The sequence below is a fragment of the Olleya sp. R77988 genome (assembly GCF_044594215.1).
Lineage (GTDB): Bacteria > Bacteroidota > Bacteroidia > Flavobacteriales > Flavobacteriaceae > Olleya.
Genome location: NZ_CP138988.1, coordinates 1,948,770 through 1,965,920 on the forward strand (window position 1 = coordinate 1,948,770; position 17,151 = coordinate 1,965,920).

Here is a 17,151-nt window from a genome sequence, read left to right on the forward strand (position 1 = left end):
ACCAAATAGTTATCTGTTTAACACTTAAAAAAATAGAGTAATAATACCAGTCTTATTTAGGTATTTATCCTCTAAAATTTCATCTAATATATGCTCAATTTTGTGAAGCAATAGTTTGAATTGCAAAGCGAAAACTGAAAAGCTTTAATAGAGTAGGTAATTAATTAATCAATACATTAAAATGAATCTTTATCAAGAAATTTATCATGGAGAATCATTCCATCAAGAAGATTTTTATGATGCTGCACGTTATGTGTTTCATCAAGAATTATCAGAAGCAGCACCAGAAGAAATAGACCAATATTTAATGGAGCGCATTAGTGGTATGACAGCCGAAGAGGCAGAAGGTTTTTGGAGCAGCTTAGGTAATGTTGCCAAAAAAGTAGGGTCTGGAGTATTAAAAGTGGCATCTGTTGCTGCTCCAATTGCAGGTACAGTAATTGGTGGTCCAGCAGGAGCAGCAATTGGTGGTTTAGCTGGTAATTTAGCAGGAGCAGGAGCTAAAGCATTAGACAGAGCACCTAATTTTAGGTCTAGATCTAATCGTCGTAGAAGAAGTAGACCAACCCGAAGCAGACGAAGAAGAAGTAGAAGAGGGCGTAGTGCTAGAAATCCAGAATTACTTCAAGCATGGAACCAAACAAAACAATTTGCAGCAGGAGCTGGTCGTGCAGCATTAAGAGGCGCAACTAGATATGCAGCAAATAACCCTGTACAAGCAGCACATAGACCAACTGGTCCAGTTTTAGGTAAAAACTCTGCAGCAGTATTATCAAGTGTCATGAACAATCCTCAATTTAAAGCTTTGCTTTTTGGTAGAGCTAATGGTCAAGGCGAATTTTACTCGGAAGATATTACTGAAAACGATTTTGACTATGTAGATATGGTAGAAACTATCAACTACTTAACCGAAGATATTATTGCAGAATATTATGAAGACGATTTATTAGATGATGACACTTATTCTATTGATGAAGAAGGAGAATTAGTAGTCAATTATCCAGAAGAAAGATTAGAAAGAGTAGAAAGTTTTATTGAAGCAATAGCATAAAAATAAAATAAATGAATCCTTTATTAGAATATATCAAGGCACAAAAGCCAGAATTAGCAGAAGTAATTACTGTTATTGACACCATCCAGTCACAGCAACAGGAAGACACAATAGATGTTACAGATACAGATAATATCCAAGACGATAAGTTAATCGATAATAACACTGTAAAAGACATACCAAACTCAAACCAAACAAAAGCTCTAAAAATAGAGATCTTAAAATTAAAGCGCTTGGTCAAGTTCTTAAAACAAGAAGTTATTAATGAATCAGAAATTAATCATGATTTTGCTTTAGCTGTTGGAGCCTGTACAGACTGTTTTGGTTGTGATGAACAATGCGATAATTGTAATGGCAATGGTCAACCTGGCTTTTTTGTTCCTGATTTTATTCATTATAAAGACCTTATTATACCTGCTCAAAAAAAATACAATTTACACTTTAACACAAATAACAATTATTAACAATTAAAATTTTAAAATTATGTATTACACAGAAGATTATTTTGACGACAGTTTATTAATCGAAGATTTATTAGATGATGGAATCTTTGATGAAGATTATTATGACGAAGATCTATTAGATGATGATTTATTAGATGATGGCTATGGAGAGGATTTTGCCGAAAGAAGACGTCGTAGAAGAGGTAAACGCTTTAGAAGATTATCTCCACGTATTAGCCGAAACGTAAAACAGCGTTCTAATTTTGGTAAATCCGTTGCAGGAAATGCTAAAAATTTTGTAACAAAAGCAGATTTAAAAGTGGCTTTAAATACTATTTCTAAAGATGTTAATGGGCTTAAAAGAACCGCTATTTCTAACGGTAAAACATTAAAAGCTGTTGATGGTAAATATTCTAGTATTGTAAAAGACATTTCTAGAAAAGATGCTAATCAAACTAAGGTGCTAAAAAACATGCAATCAATGAATATGCTAGGCTCTATCCTTAACAAACCAAAGTTTGAAGAAGAAAACTTAATAGTGGAGTTTAAAGATGATAAAGGAAATGTTATAAATACATCGGAGCATGGTACTGCAACCATAAGAGAAAAAGAAAACGATCAAACTATTAAGTTAGATCAAATGATGAGTATTTTATTACCAATGTTAACCACTCAAGGAGATTCTGGTACTGGAAAATCGTCAAATGATATGATGCTACCATTAGTATTAATGATGTCTCAGCAAAATAATGGATCATCATCATCATCATCTAATGATATGATGTTGCCATTAGTTTTAATGATGTCTAACAAATAAGACAACTTTATAAAGAGGTGGTCTAATTAGCCAATTTTAATCACTTTTTAGCCACCTTTTTTATAACACAATTTAAATATTTATTTAATCTATTTTAACACACAAAGTTATGTCAGAAATTAGCATACCCATTAGTAAAGACGAGTTATTTGTTTTTTTATCTGAATTTAAAAAAGAATTTAAAGAAGAATTTTTAAAAGAGTTAAAAGAACCTGTCACAGAAGAAGTAAAAGAGGAAAAAGAAGTAAATGATAAGGAAGAAGAAGCTTTAAATCCTAATTTTTTTATTCAATTGTTTACCTCAAATAAAATTAAAGAAGTAAAGGAGGATATAAAAGAAATAGAAGTAAAAGAAGTAAAAGAGGAAAAAGAAAAGGAAACAGTGAGCATCACTAATCCAGATGCTACAGGTAAGATTGTAGATTTATTAAGCTCTATTAATACTTCTATTGAAAATGAAACTAAAAAAAATAAAGAAAAACTAGCGGAACTATTTTCTTATTTAAAAGGTATAGATGAGCCTTCTGTAGATTTAAGAACATTTTTTAAGAAATATGATTATCAAGTTGAATCAAGATTTGAAAATGAAATAGACTCTATTTCAGAAAGCTTAAAAGATAAAAAGTATATCAATAATTTAAAACTTATTATTAAAAATAAGGATAAAAAATTAGTAGCAGATCATAAAAAATACACAAAACTGCTTGGAAATGATTTTTTAAGTAAAATAAAGACAAAAGAAGATGTGTCATTTAATGATAAAAGTCATATCTCTAGAGTTTTAGGAAATGTTTCTTCTTTTATTAGAGATGTAACATATTATATGCCTGAAAGCACTAGTAATATAGAAGCATAAGTCTTATGGATCCTAATCTAAAACTTATTGTAAAAGGTAACCCAAAGGAAGAGTTGCAGTTGTTACTAAGGTTAAAAAGTGCAGACATTTACCCTAAAAAATGCAAAGTTATATCTCAGTTTCATGATGTTATTAGCTGTCGTATTTTAAGAAAAGATGTATTATCTGTTTATGATGATCCTGCAACCTTTAGTTTAAAAGCACCTCAGGTTATTCCAGCACAGCTTTATAAGGATTCAGATTTTAATAACATTTTCTCTGAACAAACAAATCAAACAATTCCAAAAACCAAAAAGAGTAATGTGGTTTTTGGTATTGTTGATTTTGGATTTGATTTTACCCATTCTAATTTTTTGGATAGTAAAGGACAAACTAGATTCGAAAAAATTTGGGTTCAACCTTCAAAACAAAAGCAGAATAATAAGTATGGTTATGGAAAGATTTTTTCTGAAACTGCAATAAATAAATCTTTAAAAACACCATTACCATTTAAAGATTTAGGATACCATCCTGGTAAAAACGACTTTATGAGTAGAGGTATGCATGGGACGCATGTATTAGGTATAGCTGCTTCTTCGGGACATGTTGGACAAAAAAGTATTGCAGGTAATAGCCCAATTGTGGCTGTAGATATGGGTTCTAGTTATGTTAATGGATCAGACTTGTCATTAGGTGACTCTGTAAAACTAATCGAAGGATTAGATTTTATTTTAAATCAAGCAGGACAAAGACCATGTGTTATAAACATGAGTTTAGGTGGACATTGTAGTGATCACACAGGAAAAACTTTAGTAGAAATTGCACTAAATAATATTGTTAAAAAAAGAGGAGGAACTGTTATTGTGCAAAGCACAGGAAATTATTTTATGGCTAATTGCCATCATGCTGGAATTTTAGAACAAGATAAACTTGTTGACATAGAATGGAGATTTAAATCCAGAGATAGATCGGCAAATGAAATTGAAATTTGGTACGAAAACCAAGATAGAATTTCTGTAGAGATTTTGGATGAAGAAGGTAATGTTTTGGGTCAATCACAACCTTTTGAAGATAGTCTTGTTAATTATGATAATTCGCAAAACGGAGTAATATTTCATAGATTTAATGAGCCTAATTCTAATAAAAATCATATTAATATCATTTTGTCTAAAAGACCAGAATCTAGAGTTTTATTTGTCAGGTTAATAGGTCAAAAAATTAGTAATGGAGAGTATCATGCCTATATAGAAAGAGATGATGTTGGTCAATCCTATTTTGCATCTCAAGATGTAAACACCAATTTTACAGTTGGATCTATTTGTAATGCACCTTTAACAATTGCAGTAGGTGCATATAACCAAAAAGTTAAATCAAAAACTCCAATGTCTTTTAGTAGTGCAGGTCCAACTATTGATAGACGCGTAAAACCAGAAATTTTAGCAGCAGGAAATAAAATTTTAGCAGCTAAATCTGCAAACAAATTTCAGCAAAAATCTAAGCAAGAATTAACAGCAAAAAGTGGATCAAGTATGGCATCTCCATATGTTGCATCATTAGCAGTTAATATACTAGAGCATTTTCCTAAAATGAATATTTATGAGCTTAGACAATTACTATTTAATAGTTGCGAGCCATTAAAAGCAATGGATAATACTATTGTAAATAAATCAGGATATGGAGTTATTAGCCATCAAAAATTAAACAGATTAATCACATTAAAAAAGAAACAGTATGAGAACTATAGATCAACACAGATATAATGGATATTTTAATGATAGTTTTACAGAGCTAAACACCTCTAGTGAGATAAAGGAAATTCAGCAATTTTTAATCCAAAAAGGATATAATTTAGGACGTTGGGGAGCAGATGGTGATATGGGTAGAGTTACTAAACAAGCTATTTACGATTATATAAAATCTCAACAAGGAGGTAGCCAACAACCTAACTATAATACACCAACAACACCAACAACACCAGCTTCAACTGCTAATTTAGTGCGCGAATTTAAATCTATTTTTAATCGTAAAAACTATGTCTTTCAAGATGATGAGCTTAGGTTAAATATTATTGGGATTAGAAATCTAGATGCCAATGCAGATTTATTTGATGACGAGCTGGTTGTTATTTGGAAAGAAAACGGAGCCTATCAAGTAAAACGCTATCCATTTACAACAGATCCAGGAAAAGGATATTTGCAAAGTGTGATGTTAAATCCAAAAGGGACAGCAATACTAAAAGCAGGTCAATACAGAAATACTTATAAGTTAGCATTGCACAGAAGCAAGTATATTGCTTTAGCACAACGTAATGGACCAGTCACAGTTTATAGAGATAATAACAAAAACGGAAGTTTAGATTTTATGGTTGGAAATCAAGACACTGGTTATTTTGGCATCAACATTCATAAAGCAGGAACCAACTCTACAAGGGTTAATAAATCCTCAGCTGGATGTCAAGTTTTTAAAAGAGCAGCAGACTTTAACGAACTTATTAGTCTTTGCAAAAAGTCTGAACGTAAATATGGTGCAGGTACTAAGTTTACTTACACTTTACTAGAAAAAAGAGGTGTGTCTATTTTATAATTAAAAAGTCATGAAAACAATACATAATTATCAGGATATAAACAAGCAGTTTTTAGGTGAATTAAATACCAACGACGAAGTAAAAGAAGTGCAACGGTTTTTACAAGCTAAAGGTTACAATTTAGGTAGCTATGGAGTGGATGGAGATTTAGGAAGAATAACAAAGAAAGCTCTTTACGATTATTTCAAAGTAGAAATAAATGTTGGAGGAAATGTTACACCACAAGTAAACCCACCAGTAACGCCAACAACTGGCTCTAAATTAGATAGGTTTATTGCAACTCATGGCTTTAAAAAATTTAAAAACAGTACAGAAATTAATACTTTTTTTGTACAACTTACAGGAAAGGATTTTTGTACTTGGTTTAAAGATGAAATAGGTTATAAAGGCTTTTGGGGAAACATCACTTTTGAAGGTCGAACACGACATGGAAGAAATATACCTAGAAGTAATTTTGCAACCCATCAAGCTAATTTTAATCGTGTTTGGAATAATATTTCTTTAATATTTAATGGAAGTTTAGGCAATCATTCAATAAACATTTTTCAGTTTTTTGCATTAGTAAGCATCATTATTAATGAAACAGGAGGGAAGTTTACACCTATAAGTGAAAGAGGAACTTTAGCTTATACGTTTGGAACCAATAACGGGAGAAAATCCTCTTATAACACAGCAGGTGGTAATACAGATGCACGAACTTTATTTAGAGATCCAGTGTTTTTAAATGCACATAAAAATTTAGCTTATTACAGTCAAATAGCTAACACTAGAAGTAATGTTTGGGCTGGGACACAATATCCATCATCTTATCCAACAGATCCATCTAGAGCAGGTATTATTGCAGAAGCAGATTTTTATAAGTTTAGAGGACGCGGTTTAATACAAACTACTTTTAGAAGTACTTATTCACGTCTAATTGATTTTATAAAGAATTATTCAGGAACTAACGCCATATTACTAAGTTATAAAAACAGATGGAGGACCTTAAGTAATCAGGTTATTTTGTCTACAAGTCGAAATACAGATTGGGATGCCTTATTTTTAAATTCTAATTTAGAGTTTCCTTGCTATGCAATTTACAATTTCCAACATAGACGAAATGATTTTTTAAACATTCCTTCAATTAAGTCTAAATTGATTCAAGAATCTACAGTAAGGAGTGGTAGTGGTTCTCTATTTTATGTTGGCTATCGTGTTGGAGGTTCACAAAGATATGGAAGATTGCTAAAAGCAAGAGTACTTCAAATGATAGAAGAGTTAGCCTAGTTTTATTAGTATTAATTTAAAAATTAAAGTTTTCACTTACTTTATATTCCCAACAAATATTCTGCAGCAGCAAAAGGTGTAGTTTGATTATTATCTATTAGCTCAAGTTGTTTTTTAAGCTCAGTTTTAATTTTTTCATTATTAAAAAAATCTGACTTTAAACGAGTTTCGATAGTTTGTAGTAACCAAAACTTATTCTGCTCAGTACGCTTAGTATTAAAGTAATTGTTTTGTTTGGTAATTGTCATGTAGTCAGTAATTACATCCCAAATAGCTGCAATACCTTCATTATTTAAAGCACTACATAAAGTTACTTTAGGTTGCCAGTCAGAGTCTTTTATAGGATACATATGTAAGGCTCTGTTAAATTCGACTTTAGCTAATTTAGCACGTTTAACGTTATCTCCATCTGCTTTATTAATGGCAATAGCATCAGCCATTTCTATAATACCACGTTTTATACCTTGTAACTCGTCTCCAGCTCCAGCTAGTTTTAAAAGCAGAAAAAAGTCTACCATACTATGTACAGCGGTTTCGCTTTGTCCAACACCAACGGTTTCTATAATAATGGTATCAAAACCTGCAGCTTCACAAAGGATAATAGTTTCGCGTGTTTTTCTAGCAACACCACCTAAAGAGTTTCCAGATGCAGATGGACGTATAAAGGCATTTTTGTTTTTAACCAAATCTTCCATTCTGGTTTTATCGCCTAAAATACTTCCTTTTGTAATGCTACTACTTGGATCTACAGCTAAGACTGCTACTTTTTTACCAATGCTTGTAAGATGTGTTCCAAACGCTTCAATAAAAGTGCTTTTACCAACTCCTGGAACACCTGTAATTCCAATTCTAACAGATTGGTTAGCATATGGTAAACAGGTTTTAATTATAGCATTAGCTTGGTCTGTATGTTTAGCATTTTTACTTTCTACTAAAGTAATGGCTTGACTTAGTGCAGTAATGTTTCCTTTTAAAATAGAAGCAACTAAATCTGTAGTAGTACGTTGTAATTTACGTTTGGCTTTAATTTTAGAAATAGCAGTATCGCTAGTAATTTCTGAAGAAGAAACACCTTCGTTTTCTGATAATGCTGATTTCTTATTTGACATATTTTTTTATTTCCACGTTGGCGGAAATCTTTTTATTTAGGTCCAAAAACTAATTTTTTAAAGGAACTTCAATTTTTATATCATCCCAAGCCATAGTCATTTTTAAATCGTCTGTAGAGTTGTCAAAAGCTACAGTAAATTGTTCGACAGTTTTATCTAATTTTTGAGCAGGAACTTTAACTTCAACCACATCAAAATTTGGATCCCAATTTGGTTCCATTTTTTCGTTAACTCCCCAATCATATTGTTTGGAGTTAAACATGACTTTCCAATTATCTTCCATTGGTAAAGTCCAAAGAGTGTATTTGCCTTTAGGTAATGTTACACCATTAATAGATAAATCATGATTAGTTTGGAATGTTGTAGCTTCATTTGCACCAGTACGCCAAACTTTATTAAAAGGGACTAATGCACCAAAAACAGCTCTGTTACGTTTAGAGGGTCTGTTGTAAACGACTTTAACTTCTAAATCGTTTATTTTAATTCCAGCTGTATCTTTAGGACTTAGTGGTTGATTAAACAAACCGGTTTTAGTAAAAAATTGATAGCCTATAACGCCAATTGCAACAATAATTAATAGATATATAATTTTTTTCATTTAAATGTTTACTTGATAAAAGGGATTAATAGTCTAACAAAATTAACCGAAAATTTAGTACTTATAGATGATAACGTTTAAATTATTTAAAAATATTGTACTAAATTGAAAAAAAGTGAAGTTTTTTTGCAACACTTATTTTTTTGTGTCGTCTTTATAATGAACACTAACCAAAAACCAACAAGTGAAAGTCGTTACATTAGATAACATTGAGTTGTGTAAACAAAACAACCGAAAAGCCCAATTACAAGTGTATCAGCAATATTGCGATGCCATGTATAATGTTGCTTTACGATTTGTAAAACACACTGCTGAAGCTGAAGATGTTGTCCAAGATGCGTTTATTAAAGCGTTTACTAAACTACATCAATTTAAAGGCGACGTTACTTTTGGCGCTTGGTTAAAACGGATTGTTATTAATAAAAGTATTGATTACTTAAAATCTAAAAAACAACGTTTAGTTGAATTAGATGAGGTGCACCTTAAAGTAATAGATACTGATACAAATGACAAATGGTTAGTAGAAGACACAACAACTTTAGACGAAATAAAGCAAGCCATTAATAGTCTTCCAGATAAATATAAATACGTAGTAATGCTTTACTTAGTAGAGGGTTATGACCATCAAGAGATTTCTGAAATCTTAAAAATTACAGAAGTAGCTTCACGTACACAATTATCCAGAGGAAAAGTAAAATTGCAAGACCTATTAAAACATAAAGATTATGGCGAAAGATATTAGAGACCTATTTAAAGACGATAACAAGATGTCTAATAAGCAAATGTCAAAAGGACATGAAGTTAGCTTTTTAGATAAGCTAGACAAAGCATTGCCACAAAAAAAGCAATCTAGATGGACGTTTTTAAATATTGCAGCAAGTGTATTGTTAGTGATTGGTTTAGGATTTGGAAGTTACCAGTTATTTAAAAAGGATGTCGATCCTATAAAAGTAGTCAAAAACAACATTCCTAAAACAGAAAACACAATGACGCTTGGAGATATCTCTCCAGATTTAAAAAAGGTTGAAGATTATTATGTAGCTAATATCAATTTAGAGTTATCTAAAATGAAGTTAACACCAGAAAATAAAGAGTTATTTGATGGCTATGTTTTAAGACTAGAAGAATTAAATACAGAATACAAAAGCTTGTCTACAGAGTTGACCGAAAATGGTCCAGATGAGCATACTGTAAATGCATTAATCCAAAATTTAAAATTTCGTTTAAACCTGATGTATCGTCTTAAAGAACAATTAAATCAGTTAAACACAATGGAAGCGTCCCAAGGGTAAGCTTTTTAAAAAACAATAAAAATGAAACAGTTTAAAAATATTAGAATTATATATCTAAATTTAATGCTGCTGTTTGTAACCTTTAGTGTTACAGCACAACAAAAGTTAAGTAAAATAGACCAATCTGTAAGAGCAGACAAAAACGTTACTGTAGATCTAAATACAAGTCATACCAATATTGTAGTAGAGACTTGGAATAAAGATTATATAGAGGTAGAAGCCTATATAGAAAGCAAAAAATTATCAAAAAAAGAGATGCAGAAAGCATTAGATAATTGGGATGTTAGCCTAGATGGAGATTCTGATTATGTAAAAATTACATCAAAAGGCTCTAGAGGAATCTGGTCTGACGACATGAGTGTTACTATTTTAGATGAAGAGTCTATTGAAGCTTTGGCAAATCTTCCAGAAAAGTTAGAGTTAAACCTTGGACCATTATTAAAAGGTTTGGAAAACTTAGAAGTATTAGGAGAGTTACCTGAAAAGTTAAAACTGTTAAATATTCCAAAGTCTCCAGATGGGAATTATAATATCGATTTTGATTATGATAAGTATAAAAAAGAAGGCGAATCGTATTTAGACTCTTGGAGTAAAAAGTACCGTAAAGAATATGGTGAGGAGTATGAAAATGAAATGCGTGCTTGGGCAAAAAGCATCAAACAAGAAGATCTAGATCAATTTGAAAAAGAAATGGAAGAATGGGGAGAAAATCTAGGGAAACAAATGGAAGAAGTTTTTGGAGAAGACTTTGAAAAAAACATGGAAGCTTGGGGAGAAAAACTTGGAAAACAATTAGAAGAGTCTTTTGGTGAAGATTTTGAAAAAGAAATGGAAGCTTTAGGAAAACGTCTTGAAAACGAGTTAGCACCTAAAATAGAAGCTTGGGGAAAACGTTTTGGAGAAGAGTTTGAACGTAAAATGGAAGCAGAGTTTAATGAAGATGGTAATTATAATAGCAATAAAAGCACTAAACTTTTTGAAGATATTGATTACAACACAACAAAAACCATTATTATAAAAATGCCTAAAAAAGTAAAGCTTAAACTTAACGTTAGACATGGCGAATTAAAAATGGCTAACGTATTAGAAAACACTAAAGGAGACATTTCTCATGGATCATTTATAGCTAACCACATTACTGGAGGTAACACCTCCATTAATGTATCTTATGCTAAAGTGGCTGTTAAAGATTGGATGTCTGGAGAGTTAAAATTAAAATATGTAGATGATGCAATAATATCTAATGCTAATAACTTAATATTAAATGCAGTGTCATCAGATATTGAAGTAAATAATTTATCAGGTAACTCAGTCATTAACGGAAGTTTTGGAGATTTATTAATTAATAATATCGCTTCAGATTTTAGTAATCTAAATATTGTTTTAGAAAACTCTGATGCTAAGTTAAAACTGCCAAACACAGATTATAATTTATTTTATAACGGTAATCGTTCAAAATTTAATAACGAAAGCACGTCTAATAAAACCATAAAAAATTATCCAAATAATAATAGTAATACCAGTAAAACTATAGTGATTAATGCAAAATATAGTACAGTAGTTACTAAATAAATTCTGTAAATTTGATTTCAATTTTGTTTTAAAATGAATTCAAATAGTCTTTCTTCTTTTTTAAGTCAATGGTCTTCTAAAGACTTAAATGTCATTGACGCTTCAATACCAAAATCAGATTATATTGCTATAGATATATCCAAAGCCAATCCAGACTTAAATAGCTTTGATGTATCATCTTCATTAGCTTGGGAAAACTATATTACAAATTATCTTTTACAACACAATAAGCAAGTTGCTTTTGGTGGTTATTTAGAACAACGTAATTTATACAATAGAAGCACTTATTTTTCTTCGCAAAGCAAAGCAGAACAACGTAATATTCATTTAGGATTAGATTTATGGTGTCCAGCTAACACAGCAGTTTCAGCATGTTTTGATGGTACAATACATAGCTTTAAAAACAATACTAATTTTGGAGATTATGGACCAACCATTATTTTAGAACATAAAATTGAAAATCAAATCTTTTATACATTGTATGGACATTTAAATATTGAGTCTTTAAATAGTTTTACAAAAGGAGATAAGGTAGCTCAAGGACAAACTATTGCTTATTTAGGTGACGTTTCAGTAAATGGCGACTATGCTCCACATTTACATTTTCAGATTATAAAAGACCTGCAAAATAATATTGGCGATTATCCAGGTGTTTGTTGTTTGGATGATTTAGAGTTTTATAAAGTTAATACTGTTAATCCTGAAGTTGTTTTGGGATTTGATATTATTTAACACACACACACATTTTCTTCTTTAGTTTAGCATTTATAGTTTGTCAATTATTTTTTCTATAAGCTCTGTGGTAGTCGTGTAATCTTCATTGTCTACTTTAGCTACTTCAATAGCAGATTTAGCTTTTTTTAATGCTTTTGTATAATTACCAGTTTTAAACAACAGTGCAGCATGTGTATCTAAGTTAAAATAGTTTTTGTCTAACTCAATAGAACGCTCAACCATTTTAATAGCTTTAAGTAAAACATCAATATCATTATGTTCTTCATAAGCATGCCAAGCTAAAGTGTTTAAACTTGAAGACTTATCCCAAAGACTATCAATAACACTTTGGCTAAACTCGTCATAGTCTCCATGCTTTTCATCTGTATTGTAATAGTCAAAAGAGTCTGCGGTGTCTTCAACAACTACTTCTTCAAGAGGAGCATCTTTATGCATTTCTATTAAAGACATCATTTTTGATTTAGTCATTGAGCCTTCAATTTGTTCTAGATTTGTGCTGTTTTTTATAAACAAATACGTTGGTACTGCTGTTATGTTTAATTCGTCATCTAAAAAGTTTTTATCGATATCAATTTTGTAAAAATTGACTTTACCTTCATATTTTTCTGCTAAGTCTTTCAAGATAGGATCCATGACTTTACATGGAGCACACCAAGTTGCATAAAAGTCCAATACAATAAGTGTATCATCATCGGTTAGCAGATAAGGTTCTGCATTGTCATCGGTTATTTCTTTTTGAGAATAGGCAAAGGTTGCAAATAAACTAATTAGTAAAACAGTTAGTCTAGTTTTCATAATAGCATTTAAGTTTTTAAGGGTTAGTAATAGCGTCTAAACGTGCAAAATACGTTTAAATTATTTTTTTTTAAACTAAATCTCCAAAAACATAACGAGAGGCTAAAGATTTTCCAAAGAAAAATCCAGCTATAGCTAATAAACCATCACTTAGTGAAAACCATAACGCTTTTGGAAGCATAAAAATAGTAACTGCTGTTGCTATAACCATAAGTCCACCAACAATATATGCAGGAATAATACTAGTTTTAGAGATCATTCCAGCAACTAGCATTCCGCAAATAATACCTGCAAAATGCGCAATAACAACAAATACTTTAGCTCCTGTTGGTATCAAATGCATGTTTGCTTTTATTGACTCCATATCCATTGGGTCTACACCATCTGGTAATGGGAAAAAATGATGTCCTATTAGTGTTTCAAATAGAAAAACAACTCCAGATGCAATTACTAAACCTACTATTGTTGCTATAACATTTTTCATAATTATACTTTTTTTATTTCCGTAAACACGAAAATTAATGTTAGTTAGTTCTTTAAAATTACAAAAAAAACCTGAAGATATAATCTTCAGGTTTTTTATTTATTAGATTCCTGTATTTGTAGGAATAACAATTATTTAATCTCTAACTAAAACCCATTCGCCTTTAGCAATTAAAGGTTCTGCTTGTTTGTATTTAACGGTTTTGTTTTCGCCACTCATAACATGTTTGATAGTGACTTTGTCATTACGTCCAATTTTTGGTTGGTCCCTAACAATAGTTTCTACTACTTGTGGTTGACGTTGGGTGTTACCGGCTTCTCTGTTTTGTGCAGCACGTTCGTCAAGATTTTGAATTTCGTCTTTTTGCGTTTTCAAGTTGTCTTTTTTGCGGACCTCTTTTGCTTCACTGATTGTATTAGAGTTGTTTGTAGGTAATTCTCCTTTAAATAAAAATGAAATAACATCTTTGTTTACCTCGTCAATCATTGTTTTAAACAATTCAAACGATTCAAACTTATAAATTAATAAAGGATCTTTTTGTTCATGCACAGCTAATTGTACAGATTGTTTTAGCTCGTCCATCTTACGTAAATTTGTCTTCCAAGCATCATCAATAATGGCTAATGAGATGTTTTTTTCAAAATCTGTAACTAATTGTTTTCCTTTAGTTTCGTAAGCTTTTTCAAGGTCTGTAACTACCTGTAGTGTTTTTGTACCATCGGTAAAAGGTACTACAATACGCTTATATTTATCACGTTGGTTATTATAGACATCTTCAATTACAGGAAACGCAACTTCAGCATTACGCTCCATTTTTTGTTTATAATGTGCAAATGCAGCTTTATAAATAGTTTGAGCAATATCTAAAGCAGACATTTTATTAAATTGGTCTTCTGTTATTGGAGAAGACATAGAGAAGTATCTTATTAATTCAAACTCAAAATTCTTATAGTCATTTGCTGCTTTATTAGTTTCTGCAATGCCTTCTGAAGTATCATAAATCATGTTTGCTAAATCCACACGTAGACGTTCTCCAAATAATGCATGGTAACGACGTTTGTAAACTACTTCACGTTGAGAGTTCATTACATCATCATACTCTAATAAACGTTTTCTAACTCCAAATTGGTTTTCTTCCACCTTTTTCTGAGCACGTTCAATAGATTTAGAAATCATAGAATGCTGAATGACTTCACCTTCTTTTAATCCCATTCTATCCATCATCTTAGCGATACGCTCTGATCCAAATAGACGCATTAAATTATCTTCAAGTGATACGTAAAATTGAGAGCTTCCTGGATCTCCTTGACGACCTGCACGACCACGTAACTGTCTATCTACACGACGCGAATCGTGACGTTCTGTACCAATAATTGCTAAACCACCTGCAGCTTTAACCTCGTCAGATAATTTAATATCTGTACCACGACCTGCCATGTTTGTTGCAATTGTTACTTGTCCTGGCTTACCAGCTTGATCAACAATTTCTGCTTCTTTTTTATGTTGTTTTGCATTTAATACATTGTGTGGTACTTTTCTAATAGATAACATTTTACCTAATAACTCAGAAATCTCGACACTAGTGGTACCAATTAAAACTGGTCTACCTTGTTGAGATAGGTTAGTAACCTCATCAATAACTGCATTATATTTTTCTCGTTTTGTTTTGTATACTAAATCTTGTCTGTCATCACGTGCAATTGGACGGTTTGTAGGAATCTCTACAACGTCTAGTTTATAGATTTCCCAAAATTCTCCTGCTTCTGTTACAGCAGTTCCTGTCATACCTGACAGTTTTTTGTACATTCTAAAATAATTTTGAAGTGTTACTGTTGCAAAAGTTTGCGTAGCATCCTCAATTTTTACATTTTCTTTGGCTTCAATTGCTTGGTGTAAACCATCACTATAACGACGACCATCCATTATACGACCTGTCTGCTCATCCACAATCATTACTTTATTTTCCATGACCACGTATTGTGTGTCTTTTTCAAATAAAGCATAGGCTTTAAGTAATTGGTTAAGGGTATGAATACGCTCAGACTTTACTCCAAAATCTCTAAATAAATCTTCTTTTTCTTCTGCTTCTTCTTCTTTAGATAAACCTTTAGCTTCAATTTTTGAAATTTCAATACCAATTTCTGGCATTACAAAAAAGTCAGGATTGTCTTTTCCAGAAATGTGCTCGACACCTTTATCTGTTAATTCAATCTGATTTGTTTTTTCTTCAATAACATAGTACAATTCTGCATCTACTTTAGGCATCTCACGATTGTTGTCTGCCATGTAAATGTTTTCAGTTTTTTGAAGAATTTGTTTAACACCTTCTTCACTTAAAAACTTAATTAATGCTTTGTTTTTTGGAATACCTCTGTAAACACGTAGTAATTGAAAACCACCTTCTTTAGTGTCTCCATTTGCAATTAGTTTTTTTGCTTCAACTAAAACACTAGTTAAATATTTACGTTGGATACTAACAATGTCTTCTACTTTTGGTTTTAACTCTGTAAATTCATGCTCATCACCTTTTGGGATTGGACCAGAAATAATTAATGGTGTACGTGCATCATCTACTAATACAGAATCGACCTCATCTACAATGGCGTAATGGTGTGGACGTTGTACCAAGTCTCCTGGTGCATGTGCCATATTATCACGTAAGTAATCAAAACCAAACTCGTTATTTGTACCATAAGTAATATCTGCGTTGTAGGCTTTACGACGTGAGTCACTATTTGGTTGATGGTAGTCAATACAATCTATACTTAATCCATGAAAGTTAAATATTGGAGCCATCCAAGCACTATCACGTTTTGCTAAATAGTCGTTTACTGTTACTAAATGCACACCATTTCCAGCTAGAGCATTTAAATATACAGGAAGTGTTGCTACTAAGGTTTTACCTTCTCCTGTTTGCATTTCTGCAATTTTACCTTGGTGCATTGCAATACCACCAATAAGTTGTACATCATAATGTACCATATCCCAAGTAATAGACTTTCCAGCAGCATCCCAAGAATTTGCCCAAAGTGCTTGGTTACCATCAAGTGTTACAAAATCTTTCTCTCCAGAAAGGCTTCTATCAAACTCGTTAGCAGTTACAGCAATTGTAGTGTTGTCTTTAAAACGTTTTGCGGTTTCTTTAACAACAGCAAATGCTTCAGGAAGGATTTGGTTTAATGTCTCTTCTGTAGCAGTATAAGATTGATCTTTGATTTTATCAATTTCTTGATAAATGTCTTCACGTTCATCAATATCTTCTGTAGCTTCTGCTTTAATTTTTAAAGCGTCAATTTTACTATTAAAAGGCTGGCGTGTTTCAGCAATTATAGCTTTAAATTCGTCAGTTTTAGCTCTTAATTGATCGTGTGATAAAGCTTCTAAAGCTTTTTCAAAGGTTTTAATTTTATTTACTAAAGGCGTGATGGCTTTGACGTCTTGTTTAGACTTATCACCAACAAATACTTTTAGGACGGAATTTAAAAAACTCATAGGTTTGTTTTATTTAAGATGAAACGCTAAGTATACTTAGTGTATTCATTTATATTTTTAGTTATTATGAAACCCTCT

General features: G+C 31.5%; 16 protein-coding genes. 11 read left to right on the forward strand and 5 right to left on the reverse strand.

Annotated elements, in window-relative coordinates; all coding sequences use genetic code 11:
* The first annotated feature begins 181 nt into the window (after window positions 1-181).
* From SJY17_RS08760 to SJY17_RS08790, 7 genes are all read left to right on the forward strand, one after another.
* The gene (locus SJY17_RS08760) at window positions 182-1,051 is read left to right on the forward strand and encodes a hypothetical protein (RefSeq protein ID WP_397362188.1); all 870 of its coding nucleotides are present in this window, start codon (window positions 182-184) and stop codon (window positions 1,049-1,051) included.
* An 11-nt stretch (window positions 1,052-1,062) separates the two neighbouring features.
* Window positions 1,063-1,515 (forward strand): hypothetical protein, encoded by a 453-nt coding sequence (locus SJY17_RS08765; RefSeq protein ID WP_397362189.1) that lies wholly within the window; start codon window positions 1,063-1,065, stop codon window positions 1,513-1,515.
* A gap of 19 nt (window positions 1,516-1,534) precedes the next feature.
* Window positions 1,535-2,311 carry a hypothetical protein gene (locus SJY17_RS08770; RefSeq protein ID WP_397362190.1) on the forward strand — a complete coding sequence of 259 codons (777 nt, stop codon included), beginning with the start codon at window positions 1,535-1,537 and terminating at the stop codon, window positions 2,309-2,311.
* Between the two features lie 109 nt (window positions 2,312-2,420).
* Window positions 2,421-3,167, forward strand: a complete 747-nt coding sequence (locus tag SJY17_RS08775; protein WP_397362191.1) for a hypothetical protein — start codon at window positions 2,421-2,423, stop codon at window positions 3,165-3,167.
* Window positions 3,168-3,172: 5 nt separating this feature from the next.
* A complete protein-coding gene (locus SJY17_RS08780) occupies window positions 3,173-4,906 on the forward strand; it encodes a S8 family serine peptidase (protein WP_397362192.1) in 1,734 nt (577 codons plus the stop codon).
* A complete protein-coding gene (locus SJY17_RS08785) occupies window positions 4,878-5,729 on the forward strand; it encodes a peptidoglycan-binding protein (RefSeq protein ID WP_397362193.1) in 852 nt (283 codons plus the stop codon). Before SJY17_RS08780 ends, SJY17_RS08785 begins: the two co-directional genes overlap by 29 nt.
* A 10-nt stretch (window positions 5,730-5,739) precedes the next feature.
* Entirely contained in the window at window positions 5,740-6,996 is a 1,257-nt protein-coding gene (locus SJY17_RS08790) for a hypothetical protein (protein WP_397362194.1), read from the forward strand.
* A gap of 41 nt (window positions 6,997-7,037) precedes the next feature.
* Here SJY17_RS08790 and meaB read toward each other — a convergent pair whose 3' ends face one another.
* Window positions 7,038-8,105 (reverse strand): methylmalonyl Co-A mutase-associated GTPase MeaB, encoded by a 1,068-nt coding sequence (meaB, locus tag SJY17_RS08795; protein WP_397362195.1) that lies wholly within the window; start codon window positions 8,103-8,105, stop codon window positions 7,038-7,040.
* A 49-nt stretch (window positions 8,106-8,154) separates the two neighbouring features.
* Window positions 8,155-8,703, reverse strand: coding sequence for a DUF2911 domain-containing protein (locus SJY17_RS08800; RefSeq protein ID WP_397362196.1), 549 nt, complete (start codon window positions 8,701-8,703; stop codon window positions 8,155-8,157).
* Between the two features lie 184 nt (window positions 8,704-8,887).
* Here SJY17_RS08800 and SJY17_RS08805 point away from each other — a divergent pair, with 184 nt between their 5' ends.
* Genes SJY17_RS08805 through SJY17_RS08820 form a run of 4 tightly spaced genes read left to right on the forward strand, consistent with a single transcriptional unit; the run spans window position 8,888 to window position 12,299 of the window.
* Window positions 8,888-9,445: an RNA polymerase sigma factor gene (locus SJY17_RS08805; protein WP_397362197.1), complete on the forward strand. Its 558-nt coding sequence runs from the start codon at window positions 8,888-8,890 to the stop codon at window positions 9,443-9,445.
* Window positions 9,429-9,995, forward strand: a complete 567-nt coding sequence (locus SJY17_RS08810; RefSeq protein WP_397362198.1) for a hypothetical protein — start codon at window positions 9,429-9,431, stop codon at window positions 9,993-9,995. The genes SJY17_RS08805 and SJY17_RS08810 overlap by 17 nt, the downstream gene beginning before the upstream one ends.
* Before the next feature lie 21 nt (window positions 9,996-10,016).
* Window positions 10,017-11,567 carry a hypothetical protein gene (locus SJY17_RS08815; protein ID WP_397362199.1) on the forward strand — a complete coding sequence of 517 codons (1,551 nt, stop codon included), beginning with the start codon at window positions 10,017-10,019 and terminating at the stop codon, window positions 11,565-11,567.
* 33 nt (window positions 11,568-11,600) lie between these two features.
* Complete coding sequence (locus SJY17_RS08820; protein WP_397362200.1) at window positions 11,601-12,299, forward strand: peptidoglycan DD-metalloendopeptidase family protein; 699 nt, start codon at window positions 11,601-11,603, stop codon at window positions 12,297-12,299.
* A 33-nt stretch (window positions 12,300-12,332) separates the two neighbouring features.
* Here the strand turns inward: SJY17_RS08820 and SJY17_RS08825 are convergent, their stop codons facing one another.
* The 3 genes from SJY17_RS08825 to secA form a co-directional block, all read right to left on the reverse strand.
* Complete coding sequence (locus SJY17_RS08825) at window positions 12,333-13,097, reverse strand: thioredoxin domain-containing protein (RefSeq protein ID WP_397362201.1); 765 nt, start codon at window positions 13,095-13,097, stop codon at window positions 12,333-12,335.
* 70 nt (window positions 13,098-13,167) lie between these two features.
* On the reverse strand, window positions 13,168-13,581 hold the full coding sequence (locus SJY17_RS08830; RefSeq protein WP_397362202.1) for a hypothetical protein: 414 nt from the start codon (window positions 13,579-13,581) through the stop codon (window positions 13,168-13,170).
* Window positions 13,582-13,716: 135 nt separating this feature from the next.
* Window positions 13,717-17,073 carry a preprotein translocase subunit SecA gene (gene secA, locus SJY17_RS08835; protein WP_397362203.1) on the reverse strand — a complete coding sequence of 1,119 codons (3,357 nt, stop codon included), beginning with the start codon at window positions 17,071-17,073 and terminating at the stop codon, window positions 13,717-13,719.
* Between the last annotated feature and the right edge of the window lie 78 nt (window positions 17,074-17,151).

Coding starts and splice junctions, on each gene's coding strand:
- SJY17_RS08760 (WP_397362188.1), top strand. CDS start 182: ATGAATCTTTATCAAGAAATTTATCATGGAGAATCATTCCATCAAGAA.
- SJY17_RS08765 (WP_397362189.1), top strand. CDS start 1,063: ATGAATCCTTTATTAGAATATATCAAGGCACAAAAGCCAGAATTAGCA.
- SJY17_RS08770 (WP_397362190.1), top strand. CDS start 1,535: ATGTATTACACAGAAGATTATTTTGACGACAGTTTATTAATCGAAGAT.
- SJY17_RS08775 (WP_397362191.1), top strand. CDS start 2,421: ATGTCAGAAATTAGCATACCCATTAGTAAAGACGAGTTATTTGTTTTT.
- SJY17_RS08780 (WP_397362192.1), top strand. CDS start 3,173: ATGGATCCTAATCTAAAACTTATTGTAAAAGGTAACCCAAAGGAAGAG.
- SJY17_RS08785 (WP_397362193.1), top strand. CDS start 4,878: ATGAGAACTATAGATCAACACAGATATAATGGATATTTTAATGATAGT.
- SJY17_RS08790 (WP_397362194.1), top strand. CDS start 5,740: ATGAAAACAATACATAATTATCAGGATATAAACAAGCAGTTTTTAGGT.
- meaB (WP_397362195.1), bottom strand. CDS start 8,105: ATGTCAAATAAGAAATCAGCATTATCAGAAAACGAAGGTGTTTCTTCT.
- SJY17_RS08800 (WP_397362196.1), bottom strand. CDS start 8,703: ATGAAAAAAATTATATATCTATTAATTATTGTTGCAATTGGCGTTATA.
- SJY17_RS08810 (WP_397362198.1), top strand. CDS start 9,429: ATGGCGAAAGATATTAGAGACCTATTTAAAGACGATAACAAGATGTCT.
- SJY17_RS08815 (WP_397362199.1), top strand. CDS start 10,017: ATGAAACAGTTTAAAAATATTAGAATTATATATCTAAATTTAATGCTG.
- SJY17_RS08820 (WP_397362200.1), top strand. CDS start 11,601: ATGAATTCAAATAGTCTTTCTTCTTTTTTAAGTCAATGGTCTTCTAAA.
- SJY17_RS08825 (WP_397362201.1), bottom strand. CDS start 13,097: ATGAAAACTAGACTAACTGTTTTACTAATTAGTTTATTTGCAACCTTT.
- SJY17_RS08830 (WP_397362202.1), bottom strand. CDS start 13,581: ATGAAAAATGTTATAGCAACAATAGTAGGTTTAGTAATTGCATCTGGA.
- secA (WP_397362203.1), bottom strand. CDS start 17,073: ATGAGTTTTTTAAATTCCGTCCTAAAAGTATTTGTTGGTGATAAGTCT.